At 73.4% G+C, this 14,498-nt stretch carries 12 protein-coding genes and 1 pseudogene; 3 read left to right on the forward strand and 10 right to left on the reverse strand.

What is annotated here, in order from left to right:
- The 10 genes and pseudogenes from ACFWDO_RS19665 to ispG form a co-directional block, all read right to left on the reverse strand.
- Positions 1-296 (reverse strand): annotated as a pseudogene (locus ACFWDO_RS19665) (glycine C-acetyltransferase); the annotation flags it as partial.
- A complete protein-coding gene (tdh, locus tag ACFWDO_RS19670; protein ID WP_380347118.1) occupies positions 296-1,378 on the reverse strand; it encodes an L-threonine 3-dehydrogenase in 1,083 nt (360 codons plus the stop codon). The gene tdh and the pseudogene ACFWDO_RS19665, both read right to left, overlap by 1 nt.
- Before the next feature lie 174 nt (positions 1,379-1,552).
- Positions 1,553-3,148 carry an ABC transporter substrate-binding protein gene (locus ACFWDO_RS19675; protein WP_380320532.1) on the reverse strand — a complete coding sequence of 532 codons (1,596 nt, stop codon included), beginning with the start codon at positions 3,146-3,148 and terminating at the stop codon, positions 1,553-1,555.
- Positions 3,148-4,209, reverse strand: coding sequence for an ABC transporter ATP-binding protein (locus ACFWDO_RS19680; RefSeq protein WP_380320529.1), 1,062 nt, complete (start codon positions 4,207-4,209; stop codon positions 3,148-3,150). The genes ACFWDO_RS19675 and ACFWDO_RS19680 overlap by 1 nt, the downstream gene beginning before the upstream one ends.
- Positions 4,190-5,188, reverse strand: coding sequence for an ABC transporter ATP-binding protein (locus ACFWDO_RS19685; RefSeq protein WP_380320526.1), 999 nt, complete (start codon positions 5,186-5,188; stop codon positions 4,190-4,192). Before ACFWDO_RS19685 ends, ACFWDO_RS19680 begins: the two co-directional genes overlap by 20 nt.
- Entirely contained in the window at positions 5,185-6,075 is an 891-nt protein-coding gene (locus tag ACFWDO_RS19690; RefSeq protein WP_380320523.1) for an ABC transporter permease, read from the reverse strand. The genes ACFWDO_RS19685 and ACFWDO_RS19690 overlap by 4 nt, the downstream gene beginning before the upstream one ends.
- Positions 6,068-6,997: an ABC transporter permease gene (locus tag ACFWDO_RS19695; RefSeq protein WP_380320520.1), complete on the reverse strand. Its 930-nt coding sequence runs from the start codon at positions 6,995-6,997 to the stop codon at positions 6,068-6,070. The genes ACFWDO_RS19690 and ACFWDO_RS19695 overlap by 8 nt, the downstream gene beginning before the upstream one ends.
- The gene (locus ACFWDO_RS19700; RefSeq protein WP_380320516.1) at positions 6,997-9,339 is read right to left on the reverse strand and encodes an ROK family protein; all 2,343 of its coding nucleotides are present in this window, start codon (positions 9,337-9,339) and stop codon (positions 6,997-6,999) included. Before ACFWDO_RS19700 ends, ACFWDO_RS19695 begins: the two co-directional genes overlap by 1 nt.
- Before the next feature lie 170 nt (positions 9,340-9,509).
- Positions 9,510-10,439, reverse strand: coding sequence for a GNAT family N-acetyltransferase (locus ACFWDO_RS19705; RefSeq protein WP_380320513.1), 930 nt, complete (start codon positions 10,437-10,439; stop codon positions 9,510-9,512).
- A gap of 69 nt (positions 10,440-10,508) precedes the next feature.
- The gene (gene ispG, locus ACFWDO_RS19710; protein ID WP_380320538.1) at positions 10,509-11,651 is read right to left on the reverse strand and encodes a flavodoxin-dependent (E)-4-hydroxy-3-methylbut-2-enyl-diphosphate synthase; all 1,143 of its coding nucleotides are present in this window, start codon (positions 11,649-11,651) and stop codon (positions 10,509-10,511) included.
- Positions 11,652-11,857: 206 nt separating this feature from the next.
- Here ispG and ACFWDO_RS19715 point away from each other — a divergent pair, with 206 nt between their 5' ends.
- From ACFWDO_RS19715 to ACFWDO_RS19725, 3 genes are all read left to right on the forward strand, one after another.
- The gene (locus ACFWDO_RS19715; RefSeq protein WP_380320510.1) at positions 11,858-12,754 is read left to right on the forward strand and encodes an SIS domain-containing protein; all 897 of its coding nucleotides are present in this window, start codon (positions 11,858-11,860) and stop codon (positions 12,752-12,754) included.
- The gene (locus tag ACFWDO_RS19720) at positions 12,751-13,701 is read left to right on the forward strand and encodes an ROK family protein (RefSeq protein WP_380320507.1); all 951 of its coding nucleotides are present in this window, start codon (positions 12,751-12,753) and stop codon (positions 13,699-13,701) included. Before ACFWDO_RS19715 ends, ACFWDO_RS19720 begins: the two co-directional genes overlap by 4 nt.
- The coding region (locus tag ACFWDO_RS19725; protein WP_380347120.1) for a 1-phosphofructokinase family hexose kinase at positions 13,698-14,498 on the forward strand (801 nt) is incomplete at its 3' end. The genes ACFWDO_RS19720 and ACFWDO_RS19725, both read left to right, overlap by 4 nt.

The raw sequence follows: 14,498 nt of genomic DNA on the forward strand, positions 1-14,498 counted from the left end.
AGGAAGCCCGCCAGCCGCTGCTCGAGCGTCCGGTGCTGGTCCTGCGTGCCGCAGATGAAGCGCACGCTGGCGAGGCCGTAGCCCCAGGTGTCCAGCGCGTCACGCGCCGACGCGAGGATGCGCGGGTCGTCCGCGAGACCCAGGTAGTTGTTGGCGCAGAAGTTGAGCAGCTCCGCGCCGTCGGCGCTGATGCGGGCGCCCTGCGGGCCCGCGATGCCGCGCTCGCGCTTCGTCAGGCCCGCGCGCTCGATCTCGGCGAGCTCACCCGCCACGTGCTCCCGGAACGTCCCGTACATCAGTAGTCCTCCACCCCGGCGTGGCCTTGCGCCCCGTCCGCCCAGTCCGTCCAGTCCAGTACCACCTTGCCGCCGTGCGCCGAGGCCGCGGCCTCGAAGCCCTCGTGCCACCGGCTCGCGGGGAGCCGGTCCGTGACGACCGACGCGATCGCCGTGCGCAGCGTCTCGCTCGTGCGCAGCATCGCGTCCATCGCCTGCCACGTCTCGAACATCTCGCGGCCGTAGATGCCCTTGAGCGTGAGCATGTGCGTCACCACCGTGCCCCAGTCGACGGCGATCGGCCCGGCCGGGAGGCCGAGCATCGCGATCCGGCCGCCGTGGTTCATGTTCGCGATCATCTCGGGCAGCGCACTGGGCGCGCCGCTCATCTCGAAGCCGACGTCGAAGCCCTCGCGCAGCCCCAGCTCGCGCTGGGCGTCGGCGACGCGCGCCGTGCGCACGTCGAGGGCCGCGTCCGCGCCCATCGCCCGCGCCATCTCCAGGCGCGCCGGGCTCACGTCGGTGCCCACCACCAGGTGCGCGCCCGCGTGCCGGGCGACGGCGATCGCCATGAGGCCGATCGGCCCACAGCCCGAGACGAGCACGTCCTCGCCGATCACGGGGAACGCGAGCGCGGTGTGCACCGCGTTGCCCAGCGGGTCGAAGATCGCCGCGACATCGAGGTCGACGCCCGCGTGGTGCACCCACACGTTGGTCGCGGGCAGTACCACGTACTCGGCGAACGCACCGTCGCGGTGCAGGCCCAGGCCCTGGGTGCGGATGCACATCTGGCGACGCCCGGCGCGGCAGTTGCGGCACGTGCCGCAGACGATGTGCCCCTCGCCGGACACGATGTCGCCCACGGCGACGTCGTGCACCAGCTCGCCGACCTCCACGACCTCGCCGACGAACTCGTGCCCCGGCACCAGCGGCGTGGTGATCGTGGACGCGGCCCAGTCGTCCCACCGCTCGATGTGCAGGTCGGTGCCGCAGATCCCGGTGCGCAGCACGCGGATCTTCACGTCGCCGATCCCGGCCTCCGGCTCGGGCCGGTCCACGAGCTCCAGGCCCGCGCCCGGGCCCGGCTTGAACAGCGCCTTCACTCAGCTCTCCTTGACACCCGTCGTCACCCGGCCCCACGTCGTCGCGCGGCCACCGCGGTGAACTGTCTCACGATCCGGACCCCTCGCGGCAACTCGCGGGGGTCGAGCACCTGCCGCCCTGCCCAGGAGCCGGGCGGGGCGCGCCGCCCCACCCGGCTCCTGTCCGTCCCCCGCTCAGGAGCAGGTGACCTCGGTGCGGTAGATCTGCTGGTCGCCGCCCGCGGCGTGCGGGACCACGCACGGCGTGTGCGCGATGTAGCGGACCTGCTGGTACAGCGGCTGCAGCACCTGGTCGGCGAGGATGCGGTCCTCGGCCTTCTGCCACTGCGCGATCGACTCGTCCGGGGTCTTGGCCGCGAGCGCCGCGGCGACCGCGGCCTCGCCCACCGGGTCGGAGTACTTGAGGCGGTAGTTCGCGTCGATGTACACCGACGCCACCCACTCGGACGCCGCGGGGAACGACGAGCCCCACAGCTGGATGACCGGGCCGTCCAGCCCGTAGGAGTTGACGGTCTCGGAGAGGGCGGCCGCGGGCACCGGCTTGGGCTCGACGACCAGGCCGATCTCCTTGGCGGAGTTGGAGATGGCGAGCGCCGTCGCCGCGTCGGTGGTGCTCTCCGACGAGTAGTTCAGCGGGATGGTGCCGGTGAACCCCGACTTCTCGATCAGGGCCTTGGCGGCTTCCGGGTCGTAGGTGCAGTACTTCCCGCACGCGTCCTCGCGGTAGGCGTCCACCGAGTTCGGCATCAGCGACCCCCAGGGAAGCGTCGCGCCCTTGAACAGATCCTTCGAGATCGTCTCGCGGTCCACGATCATCGAGAACGCCTGGCGGACCTCGATCGGGAACTTCTCGTCGAGGTAGGTGGGCCACGCGAAGTAGGCGGCGAGGGCGTTGCGGTCGATGGCCGTGAGCCCGTCGTCGCCCAGCGCGTTGCGCCCCTGGGCGATGAGGCCGGGCGGCAGGTCACGCAGCACGTCCGCGTTGCCCGCCACGACGTCCTGGTAGGCCGTGTTGGTGTCGGTGTAGACGCGGAAGGTGATCTGGTCCGCCGCGCCGTCAGGCACCCAGCCCTGGTACTCCGGGTCCTTCTTCAGCACGGCCTCGACCTGCGGGTCGAGCTTCTCGAGCGTGTAGACGCCGTTGCCGACCGGGTCCTTGTCGTAGGCCAGCGGGTCGGCGAACGCGCTCTCGGGCATCGGGCAGAACGCCAGCTGCGACAGGATGTACGGCACGTCGTTGTTGGGCGCCTTGGTCTCGATCGTGAAGGTGCTCTCGTCGACGAGCGTGATGCCGGAGAACTCCGTGGCCTTCGCCTTGCCCTCGGCGGGGTTCAGCTCGTCGTAGCCCTTGATCGGGCCGTACGCGTAGTTCGAGGGCATCGCGTTGACGCCGGCGCCCACGAAGTTGAACGTGTCGACGTAGGTCTTGGCCGTGATGGGCGTGCCGTCCGAGAAGGTGTGGCCGTCGGCCACCTTCACCGTCCAGTGGACCTGGTCGTCGCTCTCGAGCGACTCGGCGCCGCGCATGAAGACCGTGCCGTCCTCCTCGATGCCGGTCAGGGGCTCGCAGAGCGCCATGGCGATCTGGCTGCCGGGGTTCTGGGCGCCGGTGATCCGGCCGATCTCGCCGTTGTTGACGGCGACGATCGACGTCGAGCCGTCGGCGGCGTCGCTGCCGCCCCCGGGCTCGCCGAGACAGCCGGACAGCATCGAGGTGCACGCTGCGGCGGCGACGATGCCGACCGCGATGCGGCTGCTCCTACGGTTCATCAGTGGTTCCTTTCGGACAGGGCGGGAACTACGGGAGAGGGAGGGATCGTGGAGACCATGCCGACGCGCGACCGGGTGATCTGCTCGGCGAGGTGGCAGGAGGCCTGGTGGGCCGGTCGAACGCCCGGGACGGGCGCGAGGGCGGGCACGTCGGTGGCGCACCGCTCCACCGCCGCGTAGCAGCGGGTGTGGAACGGGCAGCCCGGCGGCGGGTCGATCGGCGACGGCGGGTCGCCCTCGAGCACCACCCGCTCGAGGTGCTCGCCGGGGGCGAGCTTGCGCGGGATCGCCGAGAGGAGCGCGCGGGTGTACGGGTGCGCGGTGGCGCCGTACACGTCGTCGCAGCCGCCCTGCTCGACGACCTTGCCGAGGTACATCGTCACGATGCGGTCGGACATGTGCTGGACGACGTCGAGGTCGTGCGCGATGAAGACGATCGACAGGCCGAGCTCGCGCTTGAGGCGGTTGAGCAGGTTCAGCACCTGGGCGCGCACCGAGATGTCGAGGGCGGAGACCGGCTCGTCGCACACCAGGAGCTTCGGCTCGACGGCGAGCGCGCGGGCGATGCCGATCCGCTGCAGCTGCCCGCCGGAGAACTCGTGCGGGTAGCGGTGCGCGTGCTCGGGGTTCAGGCCGACCTGGGTCAGCAGCTCCCCCACGCGCGCCTCGACCTGCGAGGCCGGGAGGAGCCGGTGCGTCGTGATGCCCTCCGCGACCGACTGCCCGACCGACCGGCGCGGGTCCAGCGAGGCGTGCGGGTCCTGGAACACCATCTGCACCTCGCGGTGCAGCAGCCTCTTGCGGTCGGCGTGCGACATGGCGCCGACGTCGACGCCGTTCCAGCGCACGACGCCTTCGCTGGGTGCCTCCAGGCCGCAGATGATGCGCGCAAGCGTGGACTTGCCGCAGCCGGACTCGCCGACCAGGCCCACCGTCTCGCCCTCGGCGACCGTGAAGTCGACGCCGTCGACGGCCCGGACCTGCCCGTGCGCCCCCCGCGAGAACATCGTGTGCTTCTGCTTGTAGTAGCGGCGCACCGACTCAAGCTCCAACAGCGACACGGGCGAGCACCTCCTCCTTGTGGTGGCAGGCGGCGGCCCGGTCCTCGACGAACGCGTCCAGGGGCGGCAGCGCCGTGCGGCACTCGTGGGTCGCGTACCCGCAGCGCGGGTTGAAGCTGCAGCCGGGCGGCCGGCGGGCGATGTCCGGGGGCAGTCCCGGGATCGTCGGCAGGTCGCCGCCGCGGTGCGCGGCACCCGGGATGGAGCCGAGCAGCCCCTCGGTGTACGGGTGCGCGGGGCGGTCGAACATGCTGCCGATCGGACCGGCCTCGGCGACCCTGCCCGCGTACATGACCAGAGCCCGGTCGGCGAGCTGGCCCGCGACTCCCAGGTCGTGGGTGATCATCAGCAGCGCCATCTTGCGGTGCTCGGTGATCTCGGCGAGCAGCTCCAGGATCTGCGCCTGCACGGTCGCGTCGAGCGCGGTGGTCGGCTCGTCCGCGATGAGGACGTCCGGGTCCAGCGCCAGCGCCATCGCGATCATGATCCGCTGGCGCATCCCGCCGGAGAACTGGAACGGGTAGTCGCCGGCGCGGTTCGCCGCGTCGGGGATCCGCACCGCCCGCATCATCTCGACCGCCGCGTCGTGCGCCTGCTTCTTCCCCATCCCGCGGTGCACGCGGTAGAGCTCGGCGATCTGGGTCGCCACGGTCTGCACCGGGTTGAGAGCGCTGAGCGCGTCCTGGAACACCATCGCGATGCGCGCGCCCTGCACCTGGCGCAGCCTCGCCGGCGGGAGCGTGAGCAGGTCGTCGCCGTCGAACAGGATCCGGCCACCCGTGATGCGCGACGCCGGCCGAGGCAGGATGCCCATGATCGCCTTGGCGGTGATGCTCTTGCCGGACCCCGACTCGCCGAGGACGGCGAGGGTCTCGCCGCGGTCGAGGGTGAAGCTCACGTCCTGCAGCGCGGCGATCGGCGGGTTGCCGGGCGAGCGGAACTCGAGGGAGAGGTTCTGGACGTCGAGGAGCGCGGTCATCGGCGGGCCTTCGGGTCGAGGGCGTCGCGCAGGCTCTCGCCGAGCACGACGAAGGCGAGCGTGGTGAGCCCGAGCATCAGGGCGGGGAAGAACATCAGGAGCGGCGCGATCTGCCAGTTGCCGTCCTGGCTCGCCAGCGCGATCTGGATGCCCCAGGAGAACGCCGGCAGCTTGAGCCCCACGCCGAGGATCGAGAAGCCCGCCTCGGCGGCCATGCCGGCGCCGACCGACAGCGTCGTCATGACGATGAGCGGCGTGACGGCGTTGGGGACCACGTGGGAGGCGAGGATCCGCCAGGGGCCGACGCCCAGGCCGCGGGCGGCCTGGATGTACTCGAGGTTGCGCACCTGCATGACGGAGCTGCGCATGTAGCGCATGGTCGCGGCCCAGCTGAACAGCACGAGGACGAGCACGATCGTCCACACCGTGCGGGAGCGGAACTGGTACAGGATCACGAGGCTGGCGATGCCGACGGGGATGCCGAGCACCACGTTGGACGTCCAGGAGATGATCGAGTCCACGACGCCGCCGAAGTAGCCGGCGAGGGAGCCGGCGACCAGCGCGACGACGAACGAGATCACCGCGGTGTAGACGCCCACCTCGAGCGAGGTGCGCGCCCCGTAGACGATGTTCGACCAGTAGTCGCAGCCCTGGATGTCGAAGCCCATGGGGTGGCCGGGGGCCGGCCCGAGGCGCGACTGGGACAGGTCGCAGTCGCGCGGGTCGAGCTGGGTGAACAGCGTCGGGAACAGGGCCATGAGCGTGACGACGGCGATGATGAGGACCGCGAGGTCGAACCACGGGCTCTTCCACAGGCTGCGCAGGCCGCTGCGGGGGCGCCCCCGGCGAGCGGCGGCGGCCGGCGGCGCGACGGTGGACTCAGGCATGGCGCACCCTCGGGTCGATGATCGGGTAGAGGAGGTCCACGACGAGGGCCGCGACCAGGTAGAACAGGAGCAGGAAGACCGAGACGCCGACGACGACCGGCCCGTTCTGCGTGTCGATCGCCCGGGCGAGCGTCCCGCCCAGGCCGGGCAGGTTGAAGATCGTCTCGATGAGCACCGAGCCGCCCAGCAGCGCGGCCATGCTCAGCCCGAGGTAGGTCACGACGGGCATGAAGGCGTTGCGCAGCGCGTGGACCCACATGATCCGACGCGGAGGAAGCCCTTTCGCCGTCGCGGTGACGATGTAGTCCGACCGCATGGTGTCGACCAGGCTGGTGCGGCTCAGCCGCGCCAGCGGGGACGCGGTCTCGAGCGCGAGCACCAGCGCCGGCATGACGAACGCCAGCGGGAACCCGGCCTGCACCCCGGAGATCGGCAGCCAGTGCAGCTTGATGCCGAACACGTACTGCGAGAAGTACGCGACGATGAAGCCCGGCACCGCCAGGAAGAAGATCGTGAAGACCAGGTTGAGCTTGTCCGGCAGCCTGCCCTGGCGCAGCCCCGCCCAGACCCCCAGGCACACGCCGATGACGAGCTTGAGCAGGAACGCCGTCAGGGCCAGCACCACCGTGTAGGGCAGCGCGGTCGCGATCAGCGTGGACACGGAGTTGCCGTTGAAGTCGTGCCCGAAGTCGCCGTGCAGCACGCCCCACAGGTACTTCGCGTACTGCACGAGGAACGGGTCGTCGAGGTGGTACTGGTCCCGGATCGCCGCGATCGTCGAGTCCGAGAGCCGCTTCTCTCCCCCGGCGAGCCGGGTGACCGGGTCGCCGGGGATGAGGAAGACCAGCAGGTAGACGAGCAACGTCGAGCCGATGAGGGTCGGGACCATCATCAGGATGCGCCGCAGCGCGTACCGGAGCATCAGCGGCGAGCCGGCTGGTGGGCGGCGTAGTAGTCGAGCAGCTCCTCGGGGAGCCGGGGGATCTCGAACGGGGCGGAGTCCGAGCGGATCGACAGCGCGCCGCCGATGCCGGCCGCGACCGCGTCGCGTGCGGCGACCGGGCTCGTGTCGGTGGGCGTGCCTCGCCGGACGAACTCGACGAACTCCGCGACCGTCAGCGGGTCGGCGCCGCCGTGCCCGCCGTCGCCGCCGTCCTCGATCGGGTAGCGCACGTGCCCCTTCTCGAGGTAGTCGCTGCGGGCGTTCCACACCCGGATCTCGCCGCCGGCGTCGTCGTCGAAGTTCTCGATGCGTCCCTCGGTGCCGATCACCGTGTAGTTGCGCCAGTAGTCCGGGGTGAAGTGGCACTGCTGGTAGCTCATGAGCACGCCCGAGTCGGTGCGCATCATGATCATCGAGATGTCCTCGACGTCGATGACGGGGTTGAGGTCCTGCTGGGCCAGCGGCGGCCAGTTCTGCATGGAGAACCAGTCGCCCATGCGGCGGTCGGAGTTGTCGCGGCGCGAGTCGACCTTGTCGTAGACGGCGAGGTCGCCGACGCCGACGACCGACCGGGTGGAGGTCCCCGCGATCCAGTGCATGACGTCGATGTCGTGCGCGCCCTTCTGCAGCAGCAGGCTCATGGCCTTGCCGCGCTCGGCGTGCCAGTCCTTGAAGTAGTAGTCGCCGCCGTGCCCGACGAAGTGGCGGCACCAGATCGCCTTCACCTCGCCGATCTCGCCGCGGTCCACGATGTCCTTGAGCATCCGCACGACCTGCATGTGGCGCATGTTGTGGCCCACGTACACCTTGGTGCCGGTGCGGTGACCGGCCTCGAGGATGCGGTCGGCGTCCTCGATGGAGATGGCCAGCGGCTTCTCGATGTAGGTGGCGATGCCGGCCTCGAGCAGCTCGACGGAGACGTCGGCATGGGTGAAGTCCGGCGTGGTGACGAACGCGCCGTCGACCTCGAGGCCGGAGGCGATCAGCTCCGCGACGGACGCGAACACCGGCACGTCGCCGAAGAGGCGCGCGGCGCGGGCGTGCGTGCGCGGGTCGGGGTCGACGGCGGCGACGACGCTGCCGCCCGCCTCCGTGACGTGCAGCGCGACGCCGGCGCGGGCGCCGATGCCGATCGCGGCGGCTCGGAAGGGGGTCGTCTCGGCGACGCGTGCGGTGCTCATCTCTTCGTTCTCCGGATCGATGGTGACGAGGGGCGCCGGGACGTCCGGCAGCCCGTAGATGCGGGTGGAGTGCTGGGTGAAGGCCAGGCCGAGGGCCCCGAGGACCGCGGCGTCGGCGCCCAGCTCCCCGCCGCGGATGAGCCGCGGGCCGGCCTCGATGCCGGTCACCGCGGTGCGGATGCCCTCGGCGAGCGGCCCGGCCACGAGGTCGGCGTACTCGCCGAGCTCGCCGCCCAGGACGATGACGTCGGGGTCGACGGTGAGCAGCAGCGCGGCGAGCGCCGGCGCCATCGCGGCGCTCAGCGACTCCAGCGCCGCCAGCCCCGAGAGGTCGGCCGGGTCGTCGCGCAGCCGCCGCAGCTGGGCGCCGACCCGCGGGACGGCCTCGAGCAGGGTGCCGGGCGGCACCTCGACGTCGCTGAACGCGCGGAGCAGGCCGACCTCCCCCGCCCGCCCGCGGCGGCCGCGGAGCACGTGGCCGTCCGCGGTGACCCGCGCCGACACGTGGTGCCAAGTGAGCGCATAGACGCCCGTCTCGGCGTCGGCGAGCGCGCCGCCGCGGGACTCGGCCTCGGCGGCGAGCGACAGGTCGTTGTCGACGACGACCGGCGCCCCGAAGGACTCGGTGAACATCGCGGCGACGTCCCGACCGTTCCACGCGGTGATCTGCGGGGCCGAGACGAGGATGCCGTCCTCGTCGATGAGGCCGGCGACCGCGACGCCGATCGCCGCGACGTTCGACGGCCGGTGCCCGGCGCGCTCCAGGGTCTGCTGGAGCAGAGCCCGGACGGGGGCCAGGGAGGGCTGGGCCGTGGTCGGCGGCGCGATCTCGGCGTCCTGGCGACCCAGCACCCGCCCGGTGCGGTCGGCCACGACGATGCGCACGGCGCTGCGCGTCAGGTCGATGCCCACGACCACGGGCGAGCCCGCGACCGGCGAGTAGGTGCGGGCCGGCCGCCCCGACGCCACCCGCGCCTCGTGCTCGACGGCCAGCCCGGACTCCACGAGCTCGCCCAGCGCCGCGGTGACGGTCGGGCGCGACAGGCCGGTGCGCTCGGCCAGGTCCGAGATCGTCACGCGGCCCAGGTCCCGCAGGCTCGCCAGGCACTGGGCCACGAGCTTCACGTCGATGGCAGACATCCTTGACCCCAATTTCGAAGTAGCTTTCATCACCGTTGCGAAAGCAGTTTCGTCATTCTGGAGGCGCGCCACATCGCTGTCAAGAGCGTGAGTGACTTATTTCCGGGCCGACCGATCACGACCGATCATCGACGCGCGCGCCGTCCGGGCGCTGCGAGCAGGGACGCGCCTCAGAAGAGGACGGTCGTGAAGGTGCCGACCTGCTCGAAGCCCACGCGGCGGTACGTGGCGAGCGCCGGGGCGTTGAAGGCGTTGACGTACAGCGAGACGACGGGGGCGACCTCGGCCCGCGTGGTCACCACGACCGCCGCCATGCCGGCCGCCGCGAGACCCTGGCCGCGGCGCACGGGGTCCACCCAGACGCCCTGCACCTGGGCCACGCCGCCGGCCACGGCCCCGAGCTCGGCCTTGAAGGCGACGACACCGGGCGGGTCGTCCGGGTCCACGCGGACGAACGAGCGCCCCTCGGCGACCAGGGAACGCACGCGCAGCGCGTAGGCGCTGCCGGGGGACGCGGCGGGGACGTACCCGACCTCCTCGGCGAACATCCGCACGCACGCGGGCAGCACGACGTCCACCTCCTCGAGGGTGGAGCGCCGCACGGCCGGGTCGGGCTCGACGTCGGGGTCGCGCGCGATGGCCAGCGACGGCTGGTCCGCGCGGACCTCCCGCGCCCGGGGCCAGTGCGGGGCGAGCAGCTCCCACAGGGCGAGCGCGGCCGTGCGCTCCCCCACGATCGACGACGAGCGGCGGCCCTGCGCCCGCGCGAGGGCGGCGAACGCGGCGACGGCGTCGTCGGCGTCCTGCCCCGTCAGCCCGGGAGACAGCACGGGGACGAGGTTCGCACCGGACCAGCAGACCGCGGCGAGCGGGCCGGTCGCGGGGAAACCCCAGACCTGCCCGCCGGCGGCGGCGAGGCCGGCGAGGGAGGCCGCCTCGAGCCGCGCGGCCGCGAGCACCGAGGTCACCGGGTCGAGGGCGCACAGGGCGCGCGCCTCGACGAGGTCCCCCTGGCCGAGCACCCGGGCGCGGGGCCGGCGCGCGTCGAGCCCCCGCGCGGACCCGCCGCGCGGGCGTACCGCCGGTCGCCAGCCGCCCATCACGCCCCCTTCGCCGCCGTGGGCCCCACCGTCATCGTGCCGGACGCCGTCGCACCGGGCGCCGCGCCGTCAGCTCACCGAGACCACGGGAGCGCCGGCCTGCTCGTCGTTCTCCGGGGCGGGCATCGACTCCGCGATGCGCATGGCCTCCTCGATGAGCGTCTCAACGATCATCGCCTCGGGCACGGTCTTGATGACCTCGCCCTTGACGAAGATCTGGCCCTTGCCGTTGCCGGACGCGACGCCGAGGTCGGCCTCGCGGGCCTCGCCCGGGCCGTTGACGACGCAGCCCATGACCGCGACCCGCAGCGGCACGGTCATGCCCTCCAGGCCGGCGGTGACCTTCTCGGCGAGCGTGTAGACGTCCACCTGGGCGCGTCCGCACGACGGGCACGAGACGATCTCGAGCTTGCGGGGGCGCAGGTTCAGCGCCTGCAGGATCTGCGTGCCGACCTTGACCTCCTCGACCGGGGGAGCCGACAGGGAGACGCGGATCGTGTCGCCGATGCCCTGGCTCAGCAGGGCGCCGAACGCGGTGGCCGACTTGATCGTGCCCTGGAACGCGGGGCCCGCCTCGGTGACGCCGAGGTGCAGCGGCCAGTCGCCGCGCTGGGCGAGCAGCTCGTACGCGCGCACCATGACCACGGGGTCGTTGTGCTTGACGGAGATCTTGAAGTCGTGGAAGCCGTGCTCCTCGAACAGGCTCGCCTCCCACACGGCGGACTCCACGAGGGCCTCCGCGGTGGGCTTGCCGTACTTCTCCAGGAGGCGCTTGTCGAGCGAGCCGGCGTTGACGCCGATCCGCAGCGAGACCCCGGCGTCGGACGCCGCCTTGGCGATCTCCTTGACCTGGTCGTCGAACTTGCGGATGTTGCCCGGGTTCACGCGGACGGCGGCGCAGCCGGCGTCGATCGCGGCGAACACGTACTTGGGCTGGAAGTGGATGTCCGCGATGACGGGGATCTGGGACTTCGTCGCGATGGCCGGCAGCGCGTCGGCGTCGTCGATCGTCGGGACGGCGACGCGGACGATGTCGCAGCCCGCGGCGGTCAGCTCCGCGATCTGCTGCAGGGTCGCGTTGATGTCCGTGGTCGGGGTGGTGGTCATCGACTGGATGCTGATCGGCGCGTCCCCACCGACGGCCACCTTGCCCACCTGGATCTTGCGGGACTTCCGGCGAGGGGCCAGCGTGGGAGCGGGCGGGGTCGGCATGCCGAGGTTCACTGCAGTCACGGTGCCAGTATCGCGCGTCCCGGCGCGGGTACCGCACCCGGGGACGGCACGCGCACGAGATCGGCGCACCGGCTGCGCACGCCGACCATGGGGCGCGCCGGTTCACCCGAGGTCGCTGCGACCATTAGTGCGCGTTTCATGGCAGACTTGATCATGTTCAAGCAATCACCAGGAGGGCCAGGGACATGACCGGATTCCACGTCACCGCCGAGATCGCGAGCCAGCCGGAGATCTGGCGGCGCACGGCGGCCGTCGCGCGCGAGCGCGCCGACCTGCTGCCCGCCGCCGGCGCCCGGGTCGCCGTCGTCGGCTGCGGCACCTCGTGGTTCGTCGCGCAGGCCTACGCCGCCCGGCGCGAGGAGCTCGGCCTCGGGGAGACCGACGCCTTCGCCGGCAGCGAGTTCCCCGCCGGGCGCCGCTACGACCTGGTCGTCGCCGTCACCCGCTCCGGCACCACCACGGAGATCCGCGAGCTGCTCGCCCGCGTCCGCGGCACCCAGCCCACCCTCGCGATCGTCGGCGACCCCGACTCCCCCGCCGTCACCGAGGCCGACCACGCCGTCGTGCTCGACTTCGCCGACGAGACCTCGGTCGTGCAGACGCGGTTCGCCACCTCCGCCCTCGGCCTGCTGCGCGCCGGCCTCGGCGACGACCTCGAGGCGCTCGCCGACGCGGCCGAGCCCGCCGTCGCCGAGCCGCTGCCCGAGACCTGGGTGGGCCGCCGCCAGTACGTGTTCCTCGGCCGCGGGCCCGCCGTCGGCATCGCCAACGAGGCCGCGCTGAAGATGCGCGAGGCGTCACTCGCCTGGGCCGAGTCGTACCCGTCGATGGACTACCGCCACGGGCCGATCTCCGTCGCGGACGACACCAGCGTCGTCTTCCTCCTCGGCGAGGAGGTGCCCGGCCTGGCCGACGACGTCGCCCGCACCGGGGCCCTCGCGGTCCGCCTGGACGAGGACCCGCAGGTCGCCCTCGTGCGCCTGCAGCGCCTCGCCGTCGCGAACGCCGAGCACCAGGGCCTCGACCCGGACGCCCCGCGCAACCTCACGCGCTCGGTCGTCCTGGACCCCGCGGCGTCATGACCGGCGCACCCGCCGACGTCCCGCCGGGACCGCTCGTCGTCGCTCTCGACGTCGGCGGGACGGACGTCAAGGCCGTCCTCGCGGGCCGCGACGGCGTCCTCGACCAGCGCACCGTCCCCACCCGCGCGGACCAGGGACCCGACGCCGTGATCCGCTCGATCCTCGACGTCGTCGGCGACCTGCGCGACCTCGCCCCCGCCGGGCGCGAGGTCGCGGCCGCCGGCCTCGCCGTCCCCGGCGCGGTGGACGACGAGCGCGGGCTGGTGCTGCAGGCGGAGAACCTCGGCTGGGTGGACCTCCCGATCCGCGACCTGGTCGCGGAGGCCACCGGGCTGCCGGTCGGCTTCGGGCACGACGTGCGCGCGGGCGCGCTCGCCGAGTGGCGCGCGGGCGCGTCCCGCGGCGCCCCCGACCACGCCTACCTGTCCGTCGGGACGGGGATCGCCGCGGCCCTGGTGCTGCGCGGCGAGCCCTACCCCGGCGGCGGGTACGCGGGCGAGGTCGGGCACGGCGGCCCGCAGGGCGGCACCCCGTGCGCCTGCGGAGGGCGCGGCTGCCCCGAGACGGACGCGTCGGCCGCCGGCATCGCCCGCCACTACCGCGAGCGCACCGGGGCGAGCGCCGCCGAGGTGCGCGGGTCGGCCGAGGTGCTGCGGCGCGCCCGGACGGGCGACGACGTGGCGCGCCAGGTCTGGGACCACGGCGTCGAGCGGCTCGGCGGGCTGGTCGCCGACCTCGTCCGCGTGCTGGCCCTGCCGCTGGTCGTCGTCGGCGGCGGGATCGTCCGCGCCGGCGACGACCTCTTCGTGCCGCTGCGCGCCGCCGCGGCCCGGCAGCTGACCTACCACCCCGTGCCCCGGGTGGTGCCCGCGCAGCTCGGCGCCGAGGCGGGCGTGCGGGGCGCGGAGCTGCTGGCCTGGTCGGCCGTCCCGGGGGCCCGCCCGTGACCCGCGTCGTGGCTGTGACCCCCAACCCGGCCTGGGACGTCACCTACGGGGTCGACGAGCTCGTGCCCGGCGAGTCCCTGCGCGTGCGGACCGCGACGGCCCGCGCGGGCGGCAAGGGCGTCAACGTGGCCCGCGTCGCCCGCGCCCTCGGGCACCCGTCGCTCGCCGTCGGCACCGCGGGCGGGCCGCTCGGCGCCGCGGTCCGCGACGACCTGGCCGCCGCCGGCCAGGACGCCCTCCTCGTTCCGGTCTCCGGCCCCACCCGGCAGAGCGTCACCGTGGTGCCCGCCGCGCCCGACGGCGCGCACCCCACCGTGCTCAACGAGCCCGGCGCGCTGCTGTCCGGCGCGGAGTGGGCCGCGCTGCTCGACGCCGTCGCCCGCGCCACCGAGCCGGGCGACGTCGTCACCGTCTCCGGCTCGCTCCCGCCGGGGACCTCGCGGGACCGGTTCGCGGACCTGGTCACGGCCGCGCGCGGCACGGGGGCCCGGGTGGTCGTCGACACCTCCGGCCCCGCGCTGCGCTGGGCCGCCGAGGCCGGCGCCCACCTGCTCAAGCCCAATCGCTCCGAGCTCGCCGACGCCACCGGCCGCGAGGACCCGGCCGACGCCGTCGCGCTGCTCCAGGGCCTCGGCGCCGGGGACGTCGTCGTCACCGACGGCGCCGCCGGCATGACGGCCTACGCGCCCGGCGACGGCCGGCCCCGCGTGGCCGCCCGCGCCCGGCTCACCGGGCCGCCGCTGGCCGGCAACCCCACGGGCGCCGGGGACGCCGCGACCGCCGCGCTGGCGGTCGCC

The sequence above is a fragment of the Isoptericola sp. NPDC060185 genome (genome assembly GCF_042728595.1).
Classification (GTDB): domain Bacteria; phylum Actinomycetota; class Actinomycetes; order Actinomycetales; family Cellulomonadaceae; genus Isoptericola.

Excerpts from the sequence above, each read along its gene's own strand:
- ACFWDO_RS19675 (WP_380320532.1), bottom strand. The coding sequence starts at position 3,148 with ATGAACCGTAGGAGCAGCCGCATCGCGGTCGGCATCGTCGCCGCCGCA.
- ACFWDO_RS19685 (WP_380320526.1), bottom strand. The coding sequence starts at position 5,188 with ATGACCGCGCTCCTCGACGTCCAGAACCTCTCCCTCGAGTTCCGCTCG.
- ACFWDO_RS19690 (WP_380320523.1), bottom strand. The coding sequence starts at position 6,075 with ATGCCTGAGTCCACCGTCGCGCCGCCGGCCGCCGCCGCTCGCCGGGGG.
- ACFWDO_RS19695 (WP_380320520.1), bottom strand. The coding sequence starts at position 6,997 with ATGCTCCGGTACGCGCTGCGGCGCATCCTGATGATGGTCCCGACCCTC.
- ACFWDO_RS19700 (WP_380320516.1), bottom strand. The coding sequence starts at position 9,339 with ATGTCTGCCATCGACGTGAAGCTCGTGGCCCAGTGCCTGGCGAGCCTG.
- ACFWDO_RS19705 (WP_380320513.1), bottom strand. The coding sequence starts at position 10,439 with ATGGGCGGCTGGCGACCGGCGGTACGCCCGCGCGGCGGGTCCGCGCGG.
- ispG (WP_380320538.1), bottom strand. The coding sequence starts at position 11,651 with ATGCCGACCCCGCCCGCTCCCACGCTGGCCCCTCGCCGGAAGTCCCGC.
- ACFWDO_RS19715 (WP_380320510.1), top strand. The coding sequence starts at position 11,858 with ATGACCGGATTCCACGTCACCGCCGAGATCGCGAGCCAGCCGGAGATC.
- ACFWDO_RS19720 (WP_380320507.1), top strand. The coding sequence starts at position 12,751 with ATGACCGGCGCACCCGCCGACGTCCCGCCGGGACCGCTCGTCGTCGCT.